The organism is Marinobacter sp. CP1 (genome assembly GCF_001266795.1).
GTDB lineage: Bacteria > Pseudomonadota > Gammaproteobacteria > Pseudomonadales > Oleiphilaceae > Marinobacter > Marinobacter flavimaris.
Map to the genome: position 1 here is coordinate 4,455,656 of NZ_CP011929.1, position 19,879 is coordinate 4,475,534.

Annotated in this window: 18 protein-coding genes; 9 read left to right on the forward strand and 9 right to left on the reverse strand. The window is 54.6% G+C overall.

Going from position 1 to position 19,879, the window contains the following annotated elements; all coding sequences use genetic code 11:
• Nucleotides 1-263 precede the first annotated feature (263 nt).
• Together ACP86_RS20530 and ACP86_RS20535 are read left to right on the forward strand one after the other, a co-directional pair.
• The gene (locus ACP86_RS20530) at nucleotides 264-3,392 is read left to right on the forward strand and encodes a DEAD/DEAH box helicase (protein ID WP_053115281.1); all 3,129 of its coding nucleotides are present in this window, start codon (nucleotides 264-266) and stop codon (nucleotides 3,390-3,392) included.
• The gene (locus ACP86_RS20535) at nucleotides 3,389-5,071 is read left to right on the forward strand and encodes a class I SAM-dependent methyltransferase (protein ID WP_053115584.1); all 1,683 of its coding nucleotides are present in this window, start codon (nucleotides 3,389-3,391) and stop codon (nucleotides 5,069-5,071) included. Before ACP86_RS20530 ends, ACP86_RS20535 begins: the two co-directional genes overlap by 4 nt.
• A gap of 290 nt (nucleotides 5,072-5,361) precedes the next feature.
• On the opposite strand, the gene ACP86_RS20545 is transcribed toward ACP86_RS20535, so the two are convergent.
• Nucleotides 5,362-6,009 (reverse strand): DUF642 domain-containing protein, encoded by a 648-nt coding sequence (locus ACP86_RS20545; protein ID WP_053115283.1) that lies wholly within the window; start codon nucleotides 6,007-6,009, stop codon nucleotides 5,362-5,364.
• Between the two features lie 472 nt (nucleotides 6,010-6,481).
• Here ACP86_RS20545 and ACP86_RS20550 point away from each other — a divergent pair, with 472 nt between their 5' ends.
• A complete protein-coding gene (locus tag ACP86_RS20550; protein WP_053115284.1) occupies nucleotides 6,482-7,108 on the forward strand; it encodes an SOUL family heme-binding protein in 627 nt (208 codons plus the stop codon).
• Nucleotides 7,109-7,163: 55 nt separating this feature from the next.
• Nucleotides 7,164-8,261 (forward strand): flavin monoamine oxidase family protein, encoded by a 1,098-nt coding sequence (locus tag ACP86_RS20555; protein ID WP_053115285.1) that lies wholly within the window; start codon nucleotides 7,164-7,166, stop codon nucleotides 8,259-8,261.
• Between the two features lie 79 nt (nucleotides 8,262-8,340).
• Here ACP86_RS20555 and ACP86_RS20560 read toward each other — a convergent pair whose 3' ends face one another.
• Nucleotides 8,341-8,598 carry a YdcH family protein gene (locus ACP86_RS20560; RefSeq protein WP_053115286.1) on the reverse strand — a complete coding sequence of 86 codons (258 nt, stop codon included), beginning with the start codon at nucleotides 8,596-8,598 and terminating at the stop codon, nucleotides 8,341-8,343.
• A 171-nt stretch (nucleotides 8,599-8,769) separates the two neighbouring features.
• Here ACP86_RS20560 and ACP86_RS22905 point away from each other — a divergent pair, with 171 nt between their 5' ends.
• Nucleotides 8,770-8,910 carry a hypothetical protein gene (locus ACP86_RS22905; protein WP_158499475.1) on the forward strand — a complete coding sequence of 47 codons (141 nt, stop codon included), beginning with the start codon at nucleotides 8,770-8,772 and terminating at the stop codon, nucleotides 8,908-8,910.
• Between the two features lie 6 nt (nucleotides 8,911-8,916).
• Here the strand turns inward: ACP86_RS22905 and ACP86_RS20565 are convergent, their stop codons facing one another.
• From ACP86_RS20565 to ACP86_RS20590, 6 genes are all read right to left on the reverse strand, one after another.
• Nucleotides 8,917-9,963, reverse strand: coding sequence for a Gfo/Idh/MocA family protein (locus tag ACP86_RS20565; RefSeq protein ID WP_053115287.1), 1,047 nt, complete (start codon nucleotides 9,961-9,963; stop codon nucleotides 8,917-8,919).
• A 44-nt stretch (nucleotides 9,964-10,007) separates the two neighbouring features.
• Entirely contained in the window at nucleotides 10,008-10,826 is an 819-nt protein-coding gene (locus ACP86_RS20570) for an SDR family NAD(P)-dependent oxidoreductase (RefSeq protein ID WP_053115288.1), read from the reverse strand.
• Entirely contained in the window at nucleotides 10,823-11,359 is a 537-nt protein-coding gene (locus ACP86_RS20575) for a CIA30 family protein (RefSeq protein WP_008171223.1), read from the reverse strand. The genes ACP86_RS20570 and ACP86_RS20575 overlap by 4 nt, the downstream gene beginning before the upstream one ends.
• A gap of 79 nt (nucleotides 11,360-11,438) precedes the next feature.
• On the reverse strand, nucleotides 11,439-11,699 hold the full coding sequence (locus ACP86_RS22820) for a hypothetical protein (RefSeq protein ID WP_199185513.1): 261 nt from the start codon (nucleotides 11,697-11,699) through the stop codon (nucleotides 11,439-11,441).
• Between the two features lie 85 nt (nucleotides 11,700-11,784).
• A complete protein-coding gene (locus tag ACP86_RS20585) occupies nucleotides 11,785-12,075 on the reverse strand; it encodes a type II toxin-antitoxin system RelE/ParE family toxin (protein ID WP_008171220.1) in 291 nt (96 codons plus the stop codon).
• Nucleotides 12,075-12,299, reverse strand: coding sequence for an addiction module protein (locus ACP86_RS20590; protein ID WP_008171217.1), 225 nt, complete (start codon nucleotides 12,297-12,299; stop codon nucleotides 12,075-12,077). The genes ACP86_RS20585 and ACP86_RS20590 overlap by 1 nt, the downstream gene beginning before the upstream one ends.
• Before the next feature lie 112 nt (nucleotides 12,300-12,411).
• Between ACP86_RS20590 and ACP86_RS20595 the strand changes: the two genes are divergently transcribed.
• Genes ACP86_RS20595 through ACP86_RS20610 form a run of 4 tightly spaced genes read left to right on the forward strand, consistent with a single transcriptional unit; the run spans nucleotide 12,412 to nucleotide 18,081 of the window.
• Nucleotides 12,412-13,194 (forward strand): hypothetical protein, encoded by a 783-nt coding sequence (locus ACP86_RS20595; RefSeq protein ID WP_053115585.1) that lies wholly within the window; start codon nucleotides 12,412-12,414, stop codon nucleotides 13,192-13,194.
• Nucleotides 13,187-16,126, forward strand: a complete 2,940-nt coding sequence (locus tag ACP86_RS20600; protein WP_053115289.1) for a hypothetical protein — start codon at nucleotides 13,187-13,189, stop codon at nucleotides 16,124-16,126. The genes ACP86_RS20595 and ACP86_RS20600 overlap by 8 nt, the downstream gene beginning before the upstream one ends.
• The gene (locus tag ACP86_RS20605; RefSeq protein WP_053115290.1) at nucleotides 16,119-17,519 is read left to right on the forward strand and encodes a hypothetical protein; all 1,401 of its coding nucleotides are present in this window, start codon (nucleotides 16,119-16,121) and stop codon (nucleotides 17,517-17,519) included. The genes ACP86_RS20600 and ACP86_RS20605 overlap by 8 nt, the downstream gene beginning before the upstream one ends.
• Nucleotides 17,512-18,081, forward strand: a complete 570-nt coding sequence (locus ACP86_RS20610) for a condensin complex protein MksE (protein ID WP_053115291.1) — start codon at nucleotides 17,512-17,514, stop codon at nucleotides 18,079-18,081. Before ACP86_RS20605 ends, ACP86_RS20610 begins: the two co-directional genes overlap by 8 nt.
• 11 nt (nucleotides 18,082-18,092) lie before the next feature.
• Here the strand turns inward: ACP86_RS20610 and ACP86_RS20615 are convergent, their stop codons facing one another.
• On the reverse strand, nucleotides 18,093-19,799 hold the full coding sequence (locus ACP86_RS20615; protein ID WP_053115292.1) for a putative bifunctional diguanylate cyclase/phosphodiesterase: 1,707 nt from the start codon (nucleotides 19,797-19,799) through the stop codon (nucleotides 18,093-18,095).
• Nucleotides 19,800-19,879: the final 80 nt, after the last annotated feature.

Genomic DNA, 19,879 nt, shown 5'->3' on the forward strand with positions numbered 1-19,879 from the left:
AGCTGGATATTCGGTTGTGGCTGTCCGGTGCGTCCACGATGTGGAAGCGCTGGATCTAACTGGTGTCATGTGAGGCTACACTGTAATCGATAGCAATCGCTCGATTGCCAAAAAAGCCTGTCGGGAGGATCGCGGATTTCATGGAAATCCGACATTTTAGGGGTTAACGTCATTCCACCGGATTTAGTTAGATTGCGAGATATAAGGAATGCCGGTGGCCACAGCGCCGTTCTTCTGGAAGTCATCAATGTGGGACGTACACGATGCAGCAGACCGGAATCTACGAGCAGCTTATTACCCGGCTCGTAGAAAACAGATTGGACAGGAAACAATTTTACGTAGGTGAGCGCCAGCTTAGCAGTGTGGAAGCATCTGTTTGGTTGTCACGATTCCTTACTAACATTCTGGAGTTTGCTATTGGGTCGGTGCCTTCGGGCGATAACCGACTTCAGGAGCAAATCGAGTTATCGAATCAGTTGCTGATGTGGCTCAAGGGGAAGGTGCAGGATGATGGGTTCCTGGATGAGAACCTCCTCGATAGCCAAGGAAAGATCCTCACCGCGCTTTATGAGCTGGAAAACCCGGTTGCTGCGAACCTGAAGCAGTATGTTGAAGACGTTTTCCCGCTCACAGGACTCACACAGAGTGAGTTATTTTCAGGCAGTAATGCTGGCTTGTCACTGGAGTCAGAGCTAAAGCGCGAGATTTTGTCAGCGGACCGGATTTACTGGTTGGTCTCGTTCATCAAATGGGCCGGAATTCGGATATTCCGGAAAGAACTGGAAGCCTTCACCGCGAGTGGCCGAGAGCTGAAAATCATCACCACCTCCTACATGGGGGCAACGGATGCCAAAGCCGTTGAGTATCTGGCTAGCCTGCCGAACACCGAAGTGAAGCTGAGCTACAACACCGAGCGTGAAAGGCTGCACGCCAAGAGCTATTTGTTCCTGCGGAACACGGGTTTTCACACCGGTTACATCGGTTCATCAAACCTATCTCGATCGGCGCTGACCAATGGCCTTGAGTGGAATCTTAAGATCACCGCTCAGGAAATCCCTCACATCATCAACAAATCGCTCAGCACCTTTGAAACCTATTGGGCTTCGGAAGACTTTGAATGGTTCGATGGCCGGGCTGAGAGTACCGAAAAGCTCAACCGCGCACTAAAACAACAAAAAGGGTTGGACGCTCCCGGCTCCTCCCACTATTTCGAAATTACGCCGTTTCCGCATCAGAAAGACATTCTAGAGCAACTCTCTGTTGAGCGGGACGTGCACCAGCGTTTGCGAAACCTCGTGGTGGCCGCCACTGGCACCGGCAAGACCCTGATCTCGGCGTTTGATTTTCGGCGCTTCCTGAAAGCAAAACCAAACGCCCACTTTCTGTTTGTGGCGCACCGGGAAGAAATTCTGCGCCAAGCCCGGGAAGCTTACCGTGGCGTGCTGCGTAATAATGCTTTCGGTGAACTCTGGGTAGGCGGCCAGTTGCCGGAACACTACCGGCAATTGTTCGTTTCGATTCAGACTCTGAATAACCAGCTGGATCAGCTAAAGCTCACTGAAGGCTATTACGACTACATCGTAATCGACGAAGTGCACCACATCGCCGCATCGAGTTATCGGGCGGTATTGGAACACTTCTCGCCCGAAATACTGCTGGGACTGACAGCGACTCCGGAGCGACACGATGGCGGCGATATTCTCAGCGACTTTGGTGGCGTGATTGCCGCCGAACTCCGGTTACCGGAGGCCATCAACCGCCGCCACCTTTGCCCCTTTCAATACTTTGGAATAGATGATGACACCGACCTGCGCACTATTCCTTGGAGTCGTGGGCGTTACGATATTGCTCAGTTGACGAACTTGTATACGCACAACCAGAATCGCGTAAAAAAGATTCTGCGAAGCTTGCGGGAAATCGTCACCGATATAGCCAGCATGAAAGCTCTCGCTTTCTGTGTGAGCCGTGAACACGCGACCTTCATGGTGGAGCAGCTCCTGTTGCACGGCATCAAGGCCGATGTGCTCACTAGTGACAACAGCCACGAACGCCAACAAAAGCAGCAAGCCATTCGCTCCGGGCAAATCAACGTGCTGTGTGTGGTCGACATATTCAACGAGGGCGTCGATATTCCGGAAGTCGACACCCTGTTATTCCTGCGCCCAACCGAAAGCCTGACCATCTTCCTTCAGCAACTGGGTCGGGGTTTGCGCCTTGCTGACGACAAAGATTGCTGCACAGTCTTGGACTTTGTTGGTAATTCTCGGCCTGAATATGATTTCGCCAATAAATTCCGGGCACTGGTGGGAAAGTCAGAACGCTCAATTTCGGAAGAACTGAAGCAGGGCTTTCCCCATGCACCACTGGGTTGCCGAATTGAGCTCACCAAGAAAACCCAGGAAATGGTGCTGAGCAACATCCGGCAAGCCACGCTGACCATGAAGCGGCTGGTGTCTCTTGTTCGGCAGTTCCCACAGCATTCCACTCAGCCACTCACGCTGAAGAACTTCATAACCCATCATCCCCACATCGACCTGAACGAACTCTACAAACGGGGCAGTTGGGCCGAGTTGGTGAGCAAGGCAAAAGACGAAGACAGAGCCGATGACTCGTTTAAACTGGCGAAGAAGGCCATCCACAATCGGATTTTGATCTGCGACGATCACCAGTACCTGCTGTTTCTTAAGAAGCTATGCCAAGCAGGGTTTAGCTGTGACGACCCGAAAGGTCGCCAGGCACTCATGTGCCATTACGACTTCTGGCAGAAAGCAGGGCCAGAGCTGGAATTTGATTCGCTGACACAAAGCTTGGCAGGACTCAGCAAGCTGGGGCTGGAACAGGAGCTGGTGGACGTGCTCGACTGGAAATTGGCGAAAACCAAACACGAGCAGCCGGCGATGCCGGAGTTGCGGGAAGTCCCGCTACGATTGCACGCCCGCTATTCCCGAGAGCAGATTCTGGTTGGCTTTGGTGCGATGACGTTCGAGCATAACCCACCATCGAGGGAAGGTGTATATGTCATTCAGGATCAAAATATTGAGCTGATGTTTGTCACCTTGGACAAAAACGAAAAGCAGTTCTCCCCAACCACCATGTACCACGACTACGCCATCAATGAGCAGTTATTCCACTGGCAGTCGCAAAACAGTTCCCGGCCTGACCGTGGTAAAGGGAAGGACTATATTCAACACCAAGCCATCAACAAGCGGTTGTTCTTGTTTGTAAGAGAGCAGGCGAAAGACGAATATGGTCGCACGATGGGGTTTGTGAATTATGGTGAGGTGGATTACCTGTCTCACACCGGTTCCCAGCCGATGAGTATTACCTGGAAACTCCGAACGCCGATGCCAAACTTTATGTGGCAGCAGGCAGCGAAGCTGGCGGCGGCATGAGTTACGGTCCCTACAACAAAAACGCCCAAAACTTCTTCACCCAATACCAGTCCCTGACCTTCGAACAGGTTCACCAAGACTGGCTCTCCTTCCTGGGCGATAAAGCAGGCCTTGCTCTTGATGTCGGCGCAGGCAGTGGTCGCGATTCCAGTGCCCTTGCAGAACGAGGCTGGGATGTTGTCGCGGTAGAGCCCGCAGATGGCTTAAGAGAGTTGGGGCAGGGCGCTACTCGCAATCAGAGCATTCACTGGGTAGACGATCAATTGCCCGATCTAGGTAAGATCAGGAAGCTGAGCTATCGCTTCGATCTGATTCTTGTTTCCGCTGTCTGGATGCATATCCCGCCATCTGATCGTGAGCGTGCTTTTCGAATCCTGACTGAGCTTTTGGCACCCGGTGGAATACTGGTGATTACGCTTCGTCATGGGCCCGGTGATGGCGAACGGCTTTTTTACGACGTCAGTAGGGAAGAGCTGGAGGTTTTTGCCAAACGCCGGGCACTGATCCCGCTTCCGTTGCGGGTCGGGCGTAATAGGGATGAGCTTCAGAGAGACGAAGTTTCCTGGGAGACTCTGGCTTTTCGTTTGGCGGACGATGGCACAGGCGCGTTGCCGACAGTCCGCCACATCATCGTTAATGACAATAAGTCTTCGACTTACAAATTGGGTTTGCTGAGAACCCTTGTCCGGATTGCCGACGGTGCGCCCGGCCTGGCGCTTAAACGTAGCGATGACTGGGTGGATATTCCGCTTGGTGCGGTCGGGCTGTTCTGGATTATGCTTTATCACCCTCTGGTTCTCCGGCATCAACTGAGGCAAGCACCAGGTAGTCGTGGCTACGGCTTTGCCACGGACGATTTCTTCAAACTGGAGAATTTCACGCCTCTGGATTTCAGAGTGGGTATGTCGCTGTCGGCGGATGTTGCTCCGGTGGTCCTGCGCGCTATCCGGGATGCTTGCTCGACCATTCTCAAGAACCCCGCACATTTTACGACCTGGCCCGGCAGTAACCGTCCGATCTTCGAGGGCGGTACGGCCAGGATGACCATCAAGAAGGCACCCGTGCGTTTGGACAAAGCAACGCTTTCCCGGTTCGGTACCTTCCGTGTTCCTTCATTTCTCTGGGATGCGTTCAGTCGCTATGCGTGCTGGATTGAGCCTGCGATTGTTAATGAATGGATTGATTTGATGGGTAGCTGGGATCTGCGTTACCGCATGGATGACTATCATCGTGGTTTACAGTGGGTGGAAGGTCGGCGCGATACGTCAGCTGTCCGTCAGCTCATTAACCAGCAGCTCGAGACTGGTCGGGTCGAGTGTGTATGGACAGCCCAAAATCTCAAAGCGAAGCGATTTGACGTCGACCACTGTTTTCCGTGGTCCCGATGGAACAACAACGACCTCTGGAATCTGATGCCATCAAGCCACACGGCTAATGCTTCGAAGTCCGAAAAGCTTCCCGGGGACTTGCTGCTCAAAGAGGCGCACCCTCGAGTAGTGAACTGGTGGGAGCAAGCGATTGTGGGCACGTCTCGTGAGGAGCAGTTCTTCTCAGAAGCTGAGGCCTCGCTGCCATTGTTGGGGCAGGAACGAACTCTGGAGGGCGTGTTTGAGGGGATGCTTCAACAGCGATTGAGATTGAAGACGAATCTGCAGTTGGCGGAATGGCTGGGCGTGTAAATTAGGTTTGCGATATCAAGCTTTAGAAGCGGAATACAAGGTGCTACTCAAGGAGGAGAATCTGGAAGTACGTCTTTATGTGCCGCAGATTGTTATAAAGACGGTTATTGACACAGATTTGAAGACGCAGGCAGTGAAGGTTTTAATCGTTCGTTTAAATACGTTGTCGAACTCAAGACTGATCTACTCGGCGGTAGGGGGGCAACAATACGGCAAATACGTGGACAGGCCTACTTTTTGCAAACGGGAGCCTCCTCGCACCGAGGAGCCCCCCGATTAAAATATTCGGATCAGCTAGCCTTCCGCGCCCTAAAGCCCAGCGCGGCGAGCCCCAGTCCGAGAAGTGCCAGTGAACCTGGCTCCGGCACCTTCGCTATCAGCGAGACATTGTCAACAAAACCGCCCAGGGTGTTGTCGTTGCCGTCTGCCTGGAAAGAGAGCGCCATGGAGTTTGCGGTGGCCATCATGTCCATTGTGAAATTAGTCCAGCCATTGGACTGGCCGCTGATGTAGTTCTCCAAGTTTAGCACCTCGTTACTTGCGTTAAAGCTCAGCATGTCACCGCCAAACGTATCCCACAACACATTGATGCCGTTGTCGTTGCCGCCATTGTTGGTGCGGGGCTGGTACCAAAAAGACAGGGTGTAAATTTGCCCAGTCAGCGTAGTAATAGCCTGGGACATAGTGCTGTTGGTATCGGTTGCGTTGTGCGAGTCCAGCTCCACATACTGGTTTCCGGATTGCGCGGTAACGACTGTATTGCGCTGGATTTCAATGCCGGAGCCGTCGGTGGTGTTCCATCCGGGAATACTGCCGTAGACTGCCCACTGAGTGCCGCTCAGTTGCGGTGCCTCGAAATCTCCATTCTGGATCAGGTTAGCTTGCGCTGCCCCGGTCGAAAGCAGTCCTGCTGCCAATATCGCTCCCCAAGCCTTCATGTAGTTTACTCCTGAAAAATTGAAATTAACTGATCTGACCGGCTTAAGCATAATTCACGCCATGAATTGGAAAGTCCAAATATGTCGTGTGAGTAAGTGACTTAAAATCTTATAAAAATCGACGAAATTTGCTTTTATGTAAAGTTATCTGACAGGTCGCGGGTTCTACCTTCGCTTACAGGTGGTTCTGCGTTCGTTTTGCGTATAGAAAATGCTGTGAATCGAATTGGTACCGATCAGGTCATAGTGGGAAGGTCTCGTGGGGAGCAGTATTTCTCAGAGGTCTTGGCTTCTTTTCGATTATTGGGGCGAGAGCGAGTTGTAGAAGGCGTTTTCAATAGGCGCTTCAATAAGCGGTTGAGGCTTAAAACCAATCCCCAACTAGCCGAATGGTTAGGTGTGTGAATCGAATTGGCATAGGTGGCCGAAACCAAGCGTTTGGGGCTCGAAGGTAAATACTAGAGGAAACATTATGCATAAATCGCAGGCAGCGCTCGTTCTCTCCCTTTGCTCAATGCTCTTATCGGCAACCACCATGGCGACAGAAGAAGCGGAATACACGGTACTCCTGAAGGAGGAGAATCTGGAGGTACGTCAGTACGAGCCGCAGATTGTTGCAGAGACGGTCGTCGACACGGAATTCGAAGACGCGGGCAGTGAAGCCTTTGGTCGCTTGTTTAAATACATTTCCGGCCATAACCAAGCCCAGCAGGAAATCGCCATGACTGCGCCCGTTGGCCAGGTGGCTGAGGGTCAGGAAATCGACATGACAGCACCGGTAGGCCAGACGCAGGTCGACGGGAAATGGGTGGTCAGTTTCATGATGCCGGGATCATTTACGATGCAGACCACTCCGAAACCCAGGGACGAGAGGATCACCATACGCCAGGTGCCCGAGCGGACGATGGCGGCCATCGAGTACTCTGGGTTTTGGAGCAAATCGAGCTATCAAAAGAACAAGTCTAAGTTGGAAGAATGGATCAACAAAAAGGGATTCATTATTCAGGGCAAGCCAGTCTGGGCGCGATATAACGCACCGTTCATGCCCTGGTTTTTGAGGCGAAACGAAATTTTGATCCCAATAAACAATTTGCAGTGATGGCGCGTATCAGTCTACTCACCCAGGCATCACGATCATCATAGGAAGTTCATTCATGCAAAACGCTCGCACCGCCATTGTTGGCGCCGGCCTGGCGGGTTTATACGCCGCTTATTCTCTTGAGAAAAAGGGCATCAAAGACTATGTCATTCTCGAGGCCCGGGAGATTCTTGGTGGGCGGATTGCTTCTACGATCCACTCTGATGGTAAACCGGATGTGTCAGGCGTTGTCGGCTTCGATCTCGGGCCCTCCTGGTTCTGGCCCGCGTTCCAGACCGATATGGCGCGACTGGTAGATGAACTTGAACTGGAGACCTTCCAACAATTTGAAACCGGCGACATGCTTTTGGAGCGTTCATCGAATCAGCCGCCTGAGAGAACACGTGGGTACGTCAATTCTCCGCCCTCTATGCGAATCGCCGGTGGCATGTATGCCCTCATTGATGCGTTATACCGGCGGATTGATTCAGCGCGTGTAGTGAGAGGCCAGGCGGTCCGTCATTTGCGCATGTCAGAGCCACACGTCGAGTTAGTGAGCGAAAATGCGAGAGGAGAAACCTTTAGCCACTTTGCAGAACATGTGCTGTTGGCCATGCCGCCCCGATTAGTTGAGTCTCAGCTTACGTTTTCGCCCGCCTTGCCGAATGAGCTTGCAAGACAGTGGCGAGAGACAGATACCTGGATGGCCCCGCATGCAAAATATATTGCCGTGTTCGATCGGCCTTTCTGGCGAGATCAAGGGTTATCCGGGGAGGCTCGAAGTGCCGTTGGGCCAATGGTTGAGATCCATGATGCCTCTACTCCGGGCGGGAAGGCGGCCTTGTTTGGTTTCCTGGGTGTGCCTGCTGACGTGCGCAGTCGTGTTGCTGAGGAAGAGCTTATTGCTGCTTGCCGCACACAGTTCGTGCGGCTGTTTGGTTCGCGAGCGGAGAATCCCGAGGCAGAATTTATCAAGGACTGGGCTAAAGAGATTTACACCGCCACCGACACGGATCAAAGATCCTCTGGCGATCACCCTATGCCAGCGTTGTCGCCCAGCTCAGGGGCATGGGCTAACCGGGTAACCGGAATTGGCAGTGAGTGGTCACGTGAGTTTACGGGGTATCTGGCCGGCGCCATTGATGCGGTAAATCGCGGTTTAGATTCTTTTTAGGAAGGTTCGCGGAAAGGGGCAGAGCCCCGGCGCGAGCTGAGCTTCCGCCCGAGCCCGGGGAAACGTTGCCGGGTTACTTCTATTTTTCAGGCGAGGATTCGTACTCGCGAATCATGCCAGAAAGCTGGTCTTTCAGATTGAGGCGCTGTTTCTTGAGGTCCTCCAAGTGTTCGTCAGAGGTGTTCTCTGCACCACCCTCGAAATGGTGAACTGCATGATCTACCTCATGGTACTCTTCAAACAGTTTCGCGAAATGATTGTTGCTCGTTTTCAGGTGGTGAATAGCTTCTTTTGATTCGGGGAATTCATGAATCAGGTCGTGTTTTTCCAGTGACATAAAGACAATCCCTTTGATTGCGGAGTGTGTTCAAATTTGCGCTGTCAGTGGCAAACCGTACGGCAAGGTGATGACCAGTGACAAGCCGCGCAGCCGTAGGCAATTTCACTCATGATTGGCTTGAGTTTTTAACCCGGAAATTCCCACATTCAAAACCATCAGGATGAAGCTATGCCCCAATCGCCCCTCGCCGAACCTCTGAAACTCCCCTGCGGAGCCGTCCTGCCCAACGGACTTGCCAAAGCTGCCATGACCGAGGGGCTTGCCGACGATCAGCTCCACGCCACCCGCCGTCAGCACGGCGGGGCCTGAGGAATTTTACAGTGAGACAACGGCGCCGTTTGACTCCGCCGACTCAAAAAGTGCCGCCATCACTCGGTAACAGGCCAGGCTACGCTTCGGCCATTCGTCCTCTAGCTCACCTGTCAGAATAATGTCCGAGAATTTCTCGACGAGCTTCACCACGTGGTCACACGGCTCCACCTCTTGCTCGGTGTCTTTGCCATCGACATCGCCCAGGATGTACCTCGAGCTGCCCGTGAATCGCTCTCCATAGGCGGCGAAATTGCCGCTTCTGCCTTGTCCGCCGACCAGGTCGTCAATCCGGATGAGGCCGGCGTCGCCAACTGTTTCTAACTGCGATCGGTGCGCCAGTTCGCACCCCGCATCAAAGGTTGCCATCCGACCGTTGGTGAACCACAGGGTGCCGCCACAGGCGACGATGGTATCGATCGAGTTTTTTGAGACGAAGTTCATCTGGACTCTTTCGGGCAGTTCGTAACCGAAGCTCCACATGGTGGCGCTGATCGGATACCAACCCTGGTCACCAAAGCAGCCCATGGGTTCCCGAGACTTGTCGGTTCGGCCATTGCCGCCTTCGTACCATTCCGTGGAAGGGGCTTTGAAGGTGAAGGCACTGGTCACTCGCCGCACATCGCCAATATCACCGTTGGCAATTCGCTTCTCAATGTCTTGGGTGCGCGTACTGTGCAGCCACATGGTTCCGTCCATGAACTGGACGCCGTTTTCTTTGCAGACGTCGATGGCCTCTTCAATGCCGTCGGCCAACGGTTTCTCGGCGTATACGTGCTTGCCGGCGCGGGCGGCCTTCTTGATCCATTCGTTGCGAAGGGCAGTGGGGACCGGGATGTAAACGGCGTCGATACTGTCATCCGCCAGAAGCTCATCGTAGGAGCCGAAAGCCTGCGGTACATCGTGCTTGTCTGCCCAGGCTTGGGCCCGGTCGAGAGCGCGGCTCGCGACGGCGACAACGTCAGCATTTTTCGCGTCGTGCATTCCCGCCACCACCTTGGTGGCAATTTCGGCGGTACCAATGATACCCCAGCGTACTTTGCGATCTTCCATGGTGGGTCTCCTTGAACAGGATTGGCTTTGAGTATGTGGTAACACTAGCTGAAGAGCATGCGCTGGATCGACCGGGGAATAAACCGGGTGATAAATTCGGCAGCGTAGGTCTGGGGTGTAACCAGGTATCGAGGCTTGGGTCGTGTCGCCTCTGCTGCCCTGACAATCTTTTTCGCGACGTCCGACGCACTGGCTGTAAAGGGCTTGATTCTGGCGCCTGGCGCGAGCGCTGCTTCCATTGCCTTGTACTTTTCCCGGTGCACGGCGCTGGCCTGGCCAAGCACGGGCTGCAACGCGGCCAGGGCATGCTCTCTGAACCGGGTCACCACGGGGCCCGGGAGCACCAGCGAGATACTTTCCAGGCTGTTGCTGCCCTGTTCATCAAACCAGAAACTCTCATGGGCCGTGTTCATCGCGGATTTGGCGGCACAGTAGGCGCCTTTCATTTTCTGGGGCGCGATGGAGAGAACGGAGCTAACCGCGATGACCCGCAAGGGTTTACCGTGCTGTTCGCAGAGCCCCAGGCAGACAGCAGCCAGCTTGATGGGGCCGAATACGTGGGTACTGAACTGCTTTTGCCACATGGGTTCGGAGAGATCGCGAAGCGCGCCGAATTGCCCGTAACCGGAGTTGTTGACCAGAATCACCCGCTCGGCTGCTGCAATTTCCGTGTCCAGAGCGCCCGCAAGCCCTTCGATCTGGTCAAAGGACTCTAGATCCAGCGCCAGCTCCAGATCGGCAGACTCGACACCAGCTGGCTGTCGGGACAGGGCGATCACCCTGTAGCCTTTCCGGGCAAAGAGGGCGCAGGCTTCACGGCCAATGCCGGCGCTGGCACCGGTTATCAGAGCGAGTTTGGTCATCGGATCAACCTCCAATCCTGCATCCGCAGCTGAAATTCACCAGCCTGTCGTCCGGAAACAAAAAGGCTGACCGAAGCCAGGTGCGAAAGATTCAGTGCTGCCTCATCGGTCAATGTTTTGCCGCGCCAGGTAGGGATGAAATCACTGAAGGGGAGTCGGATGCGGCTCCATTCTTCTGTACCTGGTGTGAATGCATGCTGGTACACAATGCTGCGCCGGTTGGTGCTGTTGCGAAGGCCGATCTTGTAGGTTTTTCCGTCGCCCCGAGCAAGAAGCTCGATACCGGTGTAGTCAGCTGCATCGAAAGGTTCCGGCAGGTCAGCTTTCACAGACGAAAATCCGCCGCCGTTGTCCAGTCGCACAGTGCCGTGAAAGACGCCAACGCCGCCCTCTGCAAGATCAACGGTGCCGTTAGACTGCCCGCCCATCACGCGGTCACCGAGGGGCTGCCAGGTTAACTGGCTTGCCTCTGAATGGAACGAGACAAGTATCGGGTTTTGCGTGGCGTTCCCGGAAATATCCCGGTTCTGCATAGAGTTACCTTCGATAGTTCAAAAACGTATTAAGTGTCGTTCGCCGCAATAGCTTACTGGCTATCCAGTACTTCCGCGGTCAGTGGATGGCGAGCTGGAAAACCATCATGCCCAGAAAGGCCAGTACAATCACAACACCAACTGAAGCCGGCTCCAGCTTTTTATTAGCATCCGGCAGAAGCTCGGCAAACACCATCCAGATCATAGCACCCGCAGCCAAACCAAGGCCGAAGGGAAGCATGGGTTTGAAGGTACTTACGAACAGGTAAGCGGGAATGGCCATCAATGGTTGCGGCAAGCTGCTGAAAATACTCCAGCCGGCGGCCTTGGTGACGGACATGCCTCTTGGCACCAGGATAAGTGCAATGGGTGTGCAGCTGTTTCTGTGTTCCGGGAATTATCGGTAACTACCGAGGAATCCTCGGTTATTGCCTGTTTTCCCAATAATCTGGCTCGCGATGAAGATTCATAACAGCAAGAATGAAAATGCTGTTCTTCTTTTCAACGTAAAGAACGCCATAGGGAAATCGTTTGACGAGTGAGCGACGAACAGGCTTTCGAATGAAGCTCCAGGCCTGGGGGAATTTGACAGCTCTGGCTACTGCTTGCTCGACTTGCTCGGCGAGATCTACTCCGAGGCCAGTTTGAATTGATTCGTAGTAATCGATTGCATCATTCAATTCCGCTTCCGCTGCGGGGTGAAAGGAATAATCCATTATTTCTGCAGCCTGCTCCGAATCTTTCTGAAAACCTCATCGCCGGGCACAGGATTCACCCTGCCGGAATCCAGGTCGTCCAGGCGGCACTTGGCAACTTCTACCCATTTTTCGTCAATACTGGCTTCGTTTGGGTTTAGGCTTTTCAATAATGACTCTATAACCAGCGCTCGTTCGTCGACGGGAAGAGCGCTAGCCTCGTCAATTAAATCCTGAAGGCGCATATTTTTTGCTCCAAGAGTGGTGAGGGGCCAAGTACGGTATCCATATTAACGCTTTATGAGTTATTTTGCTTCCCAGCCCATACGCAAATCCAAGAATAACCGTGGTACGCCCTTGAACGACTATCTCGACAAAATCCTGCGTGGCCAACCGATTAATTATGAAGCCTTCCTGAAAAAGCTTCCGGAGCAGTTTCGCCGGCGCCATCGGGACATGTTTGCCACAGAAAAGGTCCAGTCCAACCGATGGCTGGTCACGGTCCGGGATGAAACCGCTTTCGCGGAGCTGCAGAACGTCGCGGAGGCTCCCTTAAACAGAGTAGACGCCGCTAGAAAAGGTGACTCTCATCGCCATGGTACTGAGGTAAGTTTTCTTCTGGTTTACCATGGGGTATTGGCATCCAGCCGTCCGGATGTGGTTGTTATCAAGAGCGATTCTGTTGACATCGGTTTTCAGCGCGCCGGCTCCGTGCTGGTAATAGAAAACGAGCGTAACTTCTACCAATATCAGCAGATGCTGAAGTTTACCGGTGAGGCTCTTGGCTGGGCCTTGCATCTGGCGGACTGCGATGTGGTTCTGGGCAGTGGTAACCGGGTGACCCGGGGCGCGATTCTCGACTGGTTGCAGGGCTATGAAGAAGTATTCTGCGCATTCGATTATGATGCGGGTGGTCTGCAAATGTTCTCGACGATCGCAGCCTCGCTCGGTGACAAAGCCACCTTTGTTCAGCCGCCCGACTGGCAGCCATGGCTGGGCCGGTTCCGCAAACTACCGGACACCACCGAACGATTCACAAGGGCGATTTCGTTGGCAGAGGGGCTTGGTTTTGTACCCCTGGCAGAGGCGTTTCGAGTTACCGGCAAATTTATGGAACAGGAGATGATTCTGGATGAGTGACTCCCAGGGGAGCCCAGGCAATTTCAATTTTGGTATTCGCCGTCTGGTGTTGGTGGATTCCGCCGGCTTCTGTTACGTGGAAATTCCGGTGGATAACCACGGCCTGATCCTGGGCCCGGGCAATCTGGGCAAGTCCAGTCTGCTGAATTCCCTGCGTCTGTTTCTGCTGCCGGAAAACAACTTCAAGAACAGTCGCAAGAAATTCGCGTTCCGCAATGCCAGTGCCGGCAGCTTCTACTCTAATGAGGAAAGCTACCAGCATTATTTCCCCAGTCAGTTCAGCTTCCTGATCATGGAAGCGGAGAACCCGGCGGGGGTGCATTGCCAGATTTTGTACCGGGACAGCGCCAGCCAGCTCAGTTATGCCCGCGCTTTCGTGCCGGTTGGTTACGACCAGCTGCGGCCGCTGTTCTGGAATGGCGATGGTGAGGACGGAATCGGCCAGGCGGTGCCGGAGCTGTCGTTCAGCCGTTTGTCCGAGGCGCTGAAAAAGTTCTCCAAAGATACCCGACTGGTCAATGAACCGGCCAAGCTTAAACAGATGTTGTACAGCAGCGAGCTAATGAACGCCGATGCCGTACGCTATTCGGTGCTGCCCCTGGGTGAGTCCGACGAGCGCCGGGTGCAGTCGCTGCGCACGCTGATCCTGTTGCTGTTTGAAATGAAGGCAGACGATCAGGCCATGTCCAACGCGGTGGCCAGCATTATCGAGGCGGACAAGAAGTTTGCCGACGATGCCTTCGATTTCAATATCGATGAGTTTCTCAACCGGCACGATCAACTGAAGCAACAGCAAATCCAGCTTAATCAGATTGAAAAAGAGCGTTCACGGTTCGAGAAGCTGCAAAGGGATTATCAGGCCTACCAAACCCTGCTTCGCAGCCAGCACGATTTTGCGGCTTTCCGGGATGGCGTCACCCATGCCTTGCAGGATATTGGCGCCAGGCGTAAAGCCGCAGTAGAGGCGTTCAATGAACAGAACGAGACCCTGCGCCATGTGCTCCAGGCTCTGAAAAAACTGGAGCAGGACGCCAGTGGCCTGAAGGGCGAGATCCGTTCCGCCGACCGTCGCATCAAGCAGGCCGAGCAGAACCAGAAAGATGGCGATCTGCTGGTATCCCAGTACGGGGAGATGACCCTTCAGGAAATCGAGGACATCCAGAAAGAGGAACTCGATAGCAAGAAAGGGCACCTGGCTGCTCTCAAGAGTGCCGCCCAGGCGGAAATCCGGCTGGAGCAGATCCAGAAAAAGAAACAGGAACTTGAACGCAAGCTGGAATCCCTGAGGGAAAGAGAGAGCAAGCAACATTGGCAGTTGCAGAACCAGTTGGATGAGGCCACCGCGGCACCGCTGCGGGCCGTGGACCCCCGATTGGTGATGGCCAGCCCCGGTCAGGATCTGGACGCCGACAGCAAGGCGGCCATCGAAGCGTTTGCCCGGCTGTTCGTGCCCAATGACAAAGGCTTCGACTGGTTCGACGCCGAATATTCGGCCCAGCCGGCCCGGCAGACTGACTTCGCAGAGCAGCGCCGGCATATTGAAGGTGAGCTTCATGGCCTGGAAAAGGAGCGGGCGGAGCTGGCAGACACCGCCAACCAGGAACATGACCGGCCACGGTTGATCGAGCGCACGGAAAAAGAGATCCGCGCCATCGAAAAGGATCTGGATACCCTGAGCCGTTACCCGGCAGCGGCAACCACACTTAGGGACGCTACTGAGGAGAAGCAGGCGGCGGAGGAACAGCTGGCCAGGCTGGAAGAACAGGCCCGGCTGGAGCAGGAAAAGCAGGATGCGGTTCAGCAGAAGGCCGCCAAAGCCAGGGCCGAAAAAGAGCGTATCGAAGAGCGGGAACGGGAATTGGCGGGCCTCAGCAAAAGCGTCGGCACGGTGGAACATCGGTTCCCGCACCTCAGAGAGTTGGCGGCTGAGAAGCCGATAGACATCGAGACAGTTTCTACCGCCTCGTTTGATGACCTGGAAACTCAGTTGAACGACCTGGAGAAACGTCGCCGTGCCATCCTCGACTGTCTGAACCAGTTTGTGTTCTTGGGCATCCATTCAGACAGTGACGGTGAGCTACAAAAAGATAGTCCGACATCATCCGTTATCCGCGAAACGTTCAAAAGCCTCTCAGACCTGTTTGCCGGCATGGCCGAGCGCTGGAATGTGCTGGAGCAGCAAGTCGGCATCCACAATGAAACCGTGGCGAGCTACCGGCAGGCCCTGAAATCGAACCACGAGCACATTGCCCGTTTCGAAGCACAGCTGAACCGCGAACTGGACGGCGTGCGCATCAACGATCTAGTGGAAATCCGCGTGGATATCCACACCGATCCGAAATTCCGCAATCTGGTGGAAGAAGCCAACAACATCGATCCTTATGGCAACCAGTTGCAGTCGGACGCGTTCTACGATCGTTTACGGGTGTTCGTGGCGGACTTTTTCGGGGAGGGCGGCAGCAAGCGCCTGACCATGGACAAGGTGATCACCGGCATTTCCTACAGAACCCGGAAGGAGAATGCCACGAGTCTCGACAAGAAGGGCCAGTCCACCTCCACCACGGCACTGATCAACCTGGAACTGGTGTACCGGCTGCTGAAGCGGGTGTTGTATCCGGGTGTGCAGCTGTCGTTCCCCATGGTATTGGACGAGCTGGCCAGCGTGGACATCAGCCAGATGCCTTCGCTGCTGGAACGATTGCGCAAGCAGGGCTTCAATCTGTTCTCCGCCGCGACTCACAGTGCCAGTGCTGAAGTGATCTACCTGATCGGCCGGCACCTGGAAGTGGGGCAGATGCGCACCGCACGCCCCTACAGCCCGCAGCGCACCCTGGTGTTCTGGGGCGGGGCCGAGGGCTTTACCAACGGCGAATCCCTGAGCCAATGGGCCGATCAGACCCAGAACAGCCTGCTGGAGCCGGCGGATGAGTAAACGCTTCAGCACCCTGGATACCACCCGGCTGCTGTTCGAGCACCCGAAGATCCTGTTCCGGATGATTGAGCGGATGGACCGTAACGAAGCCCGGTATATCCGCGAAAGCGATCTGGTGGCCGAGGTGATGGACTATACCCGCAGCCTTGGCAATGCCGACCGGGATCGGGTGCGGCTGGCTTTGAATACCGACAACATGTTCCGCAGCGGCCTGGTGATCGACATCATAAAGGCCGAAGGTGAGCGGCGGCTGGTGTTCCAGGATGCCCTGATCAACCTGATGCGCGCCTGCAACGCCTCGCTGTACCAGGAACTGACGGATGCTCGCCTTCGTGGCCATCTTGTAACCCTTCGGGACGTGCGCAATCGGCTCGAGACCAGCTCTTTCAGCGACGCCGATCCGGACTACACCGAACTGAGGGATGACCTGAACGAGCGGGTGAGCCAGCTCATCGGTTTGCTGCGCCAGAATGTGCTGCGCATGCAGACCATCAGTGCGCAGCTTGCGGATCTCTCCGGCGACGCCAGCCGGGCGCCGGAAAAATTCCTGGAGTTCCGCCAGAATCTGTTTGAGCAGATCGTTACCCTTTACGAGCGCCACATCAAGCCGACCCTGGTGTTCCTGAACCCGGATACACGGCTGCCGGATGGCAGCAACCTGTTCGAGACCCTGGAAGCCATGGTGCGGTTGCTGGAAAATCACGGCGATCACAGTCTGGCGGACCAGTTGTTCCGTTCGTCCATCAGCCTGAACGCCCTGTACAAACCCATTCAGGCGGTGGCCCAGGAGGTGGAACACTTCCTGCGCAAGACGCGCCAGGGCATGGTCCAGTACAACGCCATGGAGCATTTCTACGGTAAGTTGCAGGAACTCAAAGGCGAAACCGAGACCCTCAGCTTGAAACGCAAGTGGCTCGAAGGCGGTGACTTTGCCCGCAGCACCGGCTTCCTGATCGGCCTGCGGGCCCAGCAACGCCCGAAACACTACGCCTTCGGTGAATCGTCCAGCTACTACCAGCTGTTGTTCAGCGAACTGGAGCTGCGCCTGAACGACCTCCGACGCAAGGCTGAAGTGCCGGTTCTGCAGCAAGTGGATGGCAGCGGCCGGCACACCCGGATTGATGTCCAGCGCATCAACCAGCTGTATCAATGGCTGGAGACTCTGGAGCTGCGGCCAACAACCGATCTGGTACGTGAGCTTCACGGGCGCCTGGACGGGTTTATCCCCGGCTATCGCTTCCCGGACCTGCTGGCGGCGTTGAACCGGCTGGTAAACTCGCCCCCCGAGGGCTTGCAGGTGGTGACTACCAATCGCTTCCGAATCCTCGATCAGTCATCCGACAGTGAACAGTTTGTCTACCGAAAGCGTCGCCTGGAGCAACAGAATGTCTGAATTTGAAGAAATCCTCCCGGCCCACAGCGCCGCGATCTACCGGGAATTCCAGGCCGGCCGGGTGATTGTGCGTGATGTGTGGGACAGCAACCGCTCGGAGTTGCGTGCCAATCCGCTCTACAATCTGCTGTATAACCATCTGTCCCACTTCCGGACCTTATACGAGCACCTGGGCAGCGAGCTGGTGTTCAACGAAACCGGCGCGTTTTTCTTTCTCAAGGAAAGCAGCGAAGAGGAGAACGAAGAGCACGATGAGAACGCCTTCCGGGTGCAGGTAATCCTGCTGCTGATCGGGCGTTATTTCGCACGCAGCGGTCGGGATCTTGAATACCTTGGCCGGCCCGATGCCGGGTTGAATGAGCAAGACCTCTCTTCCCTGGCTAGCGATGAGGAATATCAGGAAATTCTGCGTGCAGCCCGTTTTGAAAAGGGCGTGCCGGAAGCGCTGGATTACCTGGAAAAACGCCATCTGCTGTTTCGCGCGGGTGCGGGGCGCTGTTTCCTGAGTTCGGCCGGGCTGTATTTTCTGCAGGAGCTGGTTCGGGAGTTTGAACAAGGGTAGTGTTTTCCTGATCAGAAGCTGGTCAGGAATTCTTCAACTTTGTTTGCCGGCATGGGCTTGGCATAGAGAAAACCCTGAGCGAGATCACAACCCAGTTCGGTGACCAATTGGGCCTGTTCATCCGTCTCAACACCTTCGACCAGCACGCTTAGGCCCAGGCTGTGGCCAACGGTAACCATTGCCTCCATGATGGCCATGTCGGCGCTATCCTGCATCGCATGTTGCAGAAAGCTCCTGTCGATTTTGATTCCACAAACCGGGAGTTTTCTGAGATAGACGAGAGAGGAGTGCCCGGTACCGAAGTCATCGATCGAAATGTGCACGCCTGCCTGTTTCAGTTTTTCTAACTGTTTGGTTTGGTTTTCATCGCTGCCGAAAACCTCGTTTTCAGTCAGCTCCACCCCAAGCTGGTGAGGCTGAAGATTGTAACGTTCCACCGTTTCGAGAATATGGCTCGCAAGGTGTGGATTGGTGAGCTGTCGTCCCGATAGGTTGATATCAACCCGCAGGTTTTTCAGAGGGGTTTCCTGCCATGCGTCGAGTTGCTTGCAGGCTGCTTCGATAACCCATTCGCCAATCCGGTTGATGAGACCGGACTTCTCAGCCACTGGAATGAAAGTAGCTGGCGACACTGCTCGGGATTGACCGTGAAAACAGCGGAGAAGTGCCTCGCAGGAGTCGCTTTTTCGATCAGCCAGGCTGATCTGGGGCTGGAAAAACAATTCCAGCCCATCGTTATTCAAGGCGTCTCTGAGCAGGTTGGTGATTTCTTGATAATGGACCAGCCTGTCGTTGATGTCGGGGGTATAGAAACACACGCCGTTCTTGCCGGTTTCTTTGGCCTGGTACATGGCCGCGTCTGCATTGCCCATCAGCTCGGCCACGGTGGTGCCATTATGCGGGAAAAGACTCACGCCGAAGCTGGCGGTAACCTGGTAACAATCGCCCTCCAGATGCACTCTGTGTTCCAGAGCGTCTATCAACCGACAAACAAGTTCGTGAATACCTTCAGGGCCTTCGAAATCGAAGATCAGCAAGACAAACTCGTCCCCGCCAAAGCGGCTCAACAGGTCTCCGCCTCGAAGTTCGGCCCTCAAGGTTTCGGCCACCGCTTTCAGAAGGCTGTCACCATGATGATGGCCAAGCGTATCGTTGATAATCTTGAAATTGTCCAGATCGATAAAGACGACTGCCAATTCCTGCTGCAGGCGATCAGCCTCATCCAGTCGACTCGACAACTCGGCTTCCATAAAGTGCCGGTTGGGTAATCCGGTCAGGTCGTCAAAACTCGCGCGCCGATAAAGCTCGTCTCTGGCTTGTTTCTGCTCTTCGAGGCTTATGTCGATGCAGAACATTTCACAGGCCCCGCTGTCCTGTTTGATCATCACATGGCTTGAGTAAACGGGAACCAGATGTCCTTCTTTGTGTTTCAGTTCAAGTTCGTCGGAGGGAATGCTGATGTTTTTTTCAAGCCAATTGCGGTGCGCTTCGATCACACCGTTACGCATGTGATCGGGAATGATGAGGTCTTCCAAAAGCTGCCCAAGTGCTTCGTCGCGGGAATAGCCGTATAGGCGGGCGCTTGCTTCATTCCAATAAATTACCCTACGGTGTCTGTCGTATCCCTGCACAGCCACCATGGGCAGACTTTCGATCAGCTCGTAAAACCTGTTTTCACTGTCCTCGGTAGCCGATCGACTTCCTTGTCCAATATCCATTGCTTGTCAGCATCCTCATGATTAGCGATAAACGTTTCGCGAAGCGATGATGCAATAGAATGAGAATAGTTCGGGATCCC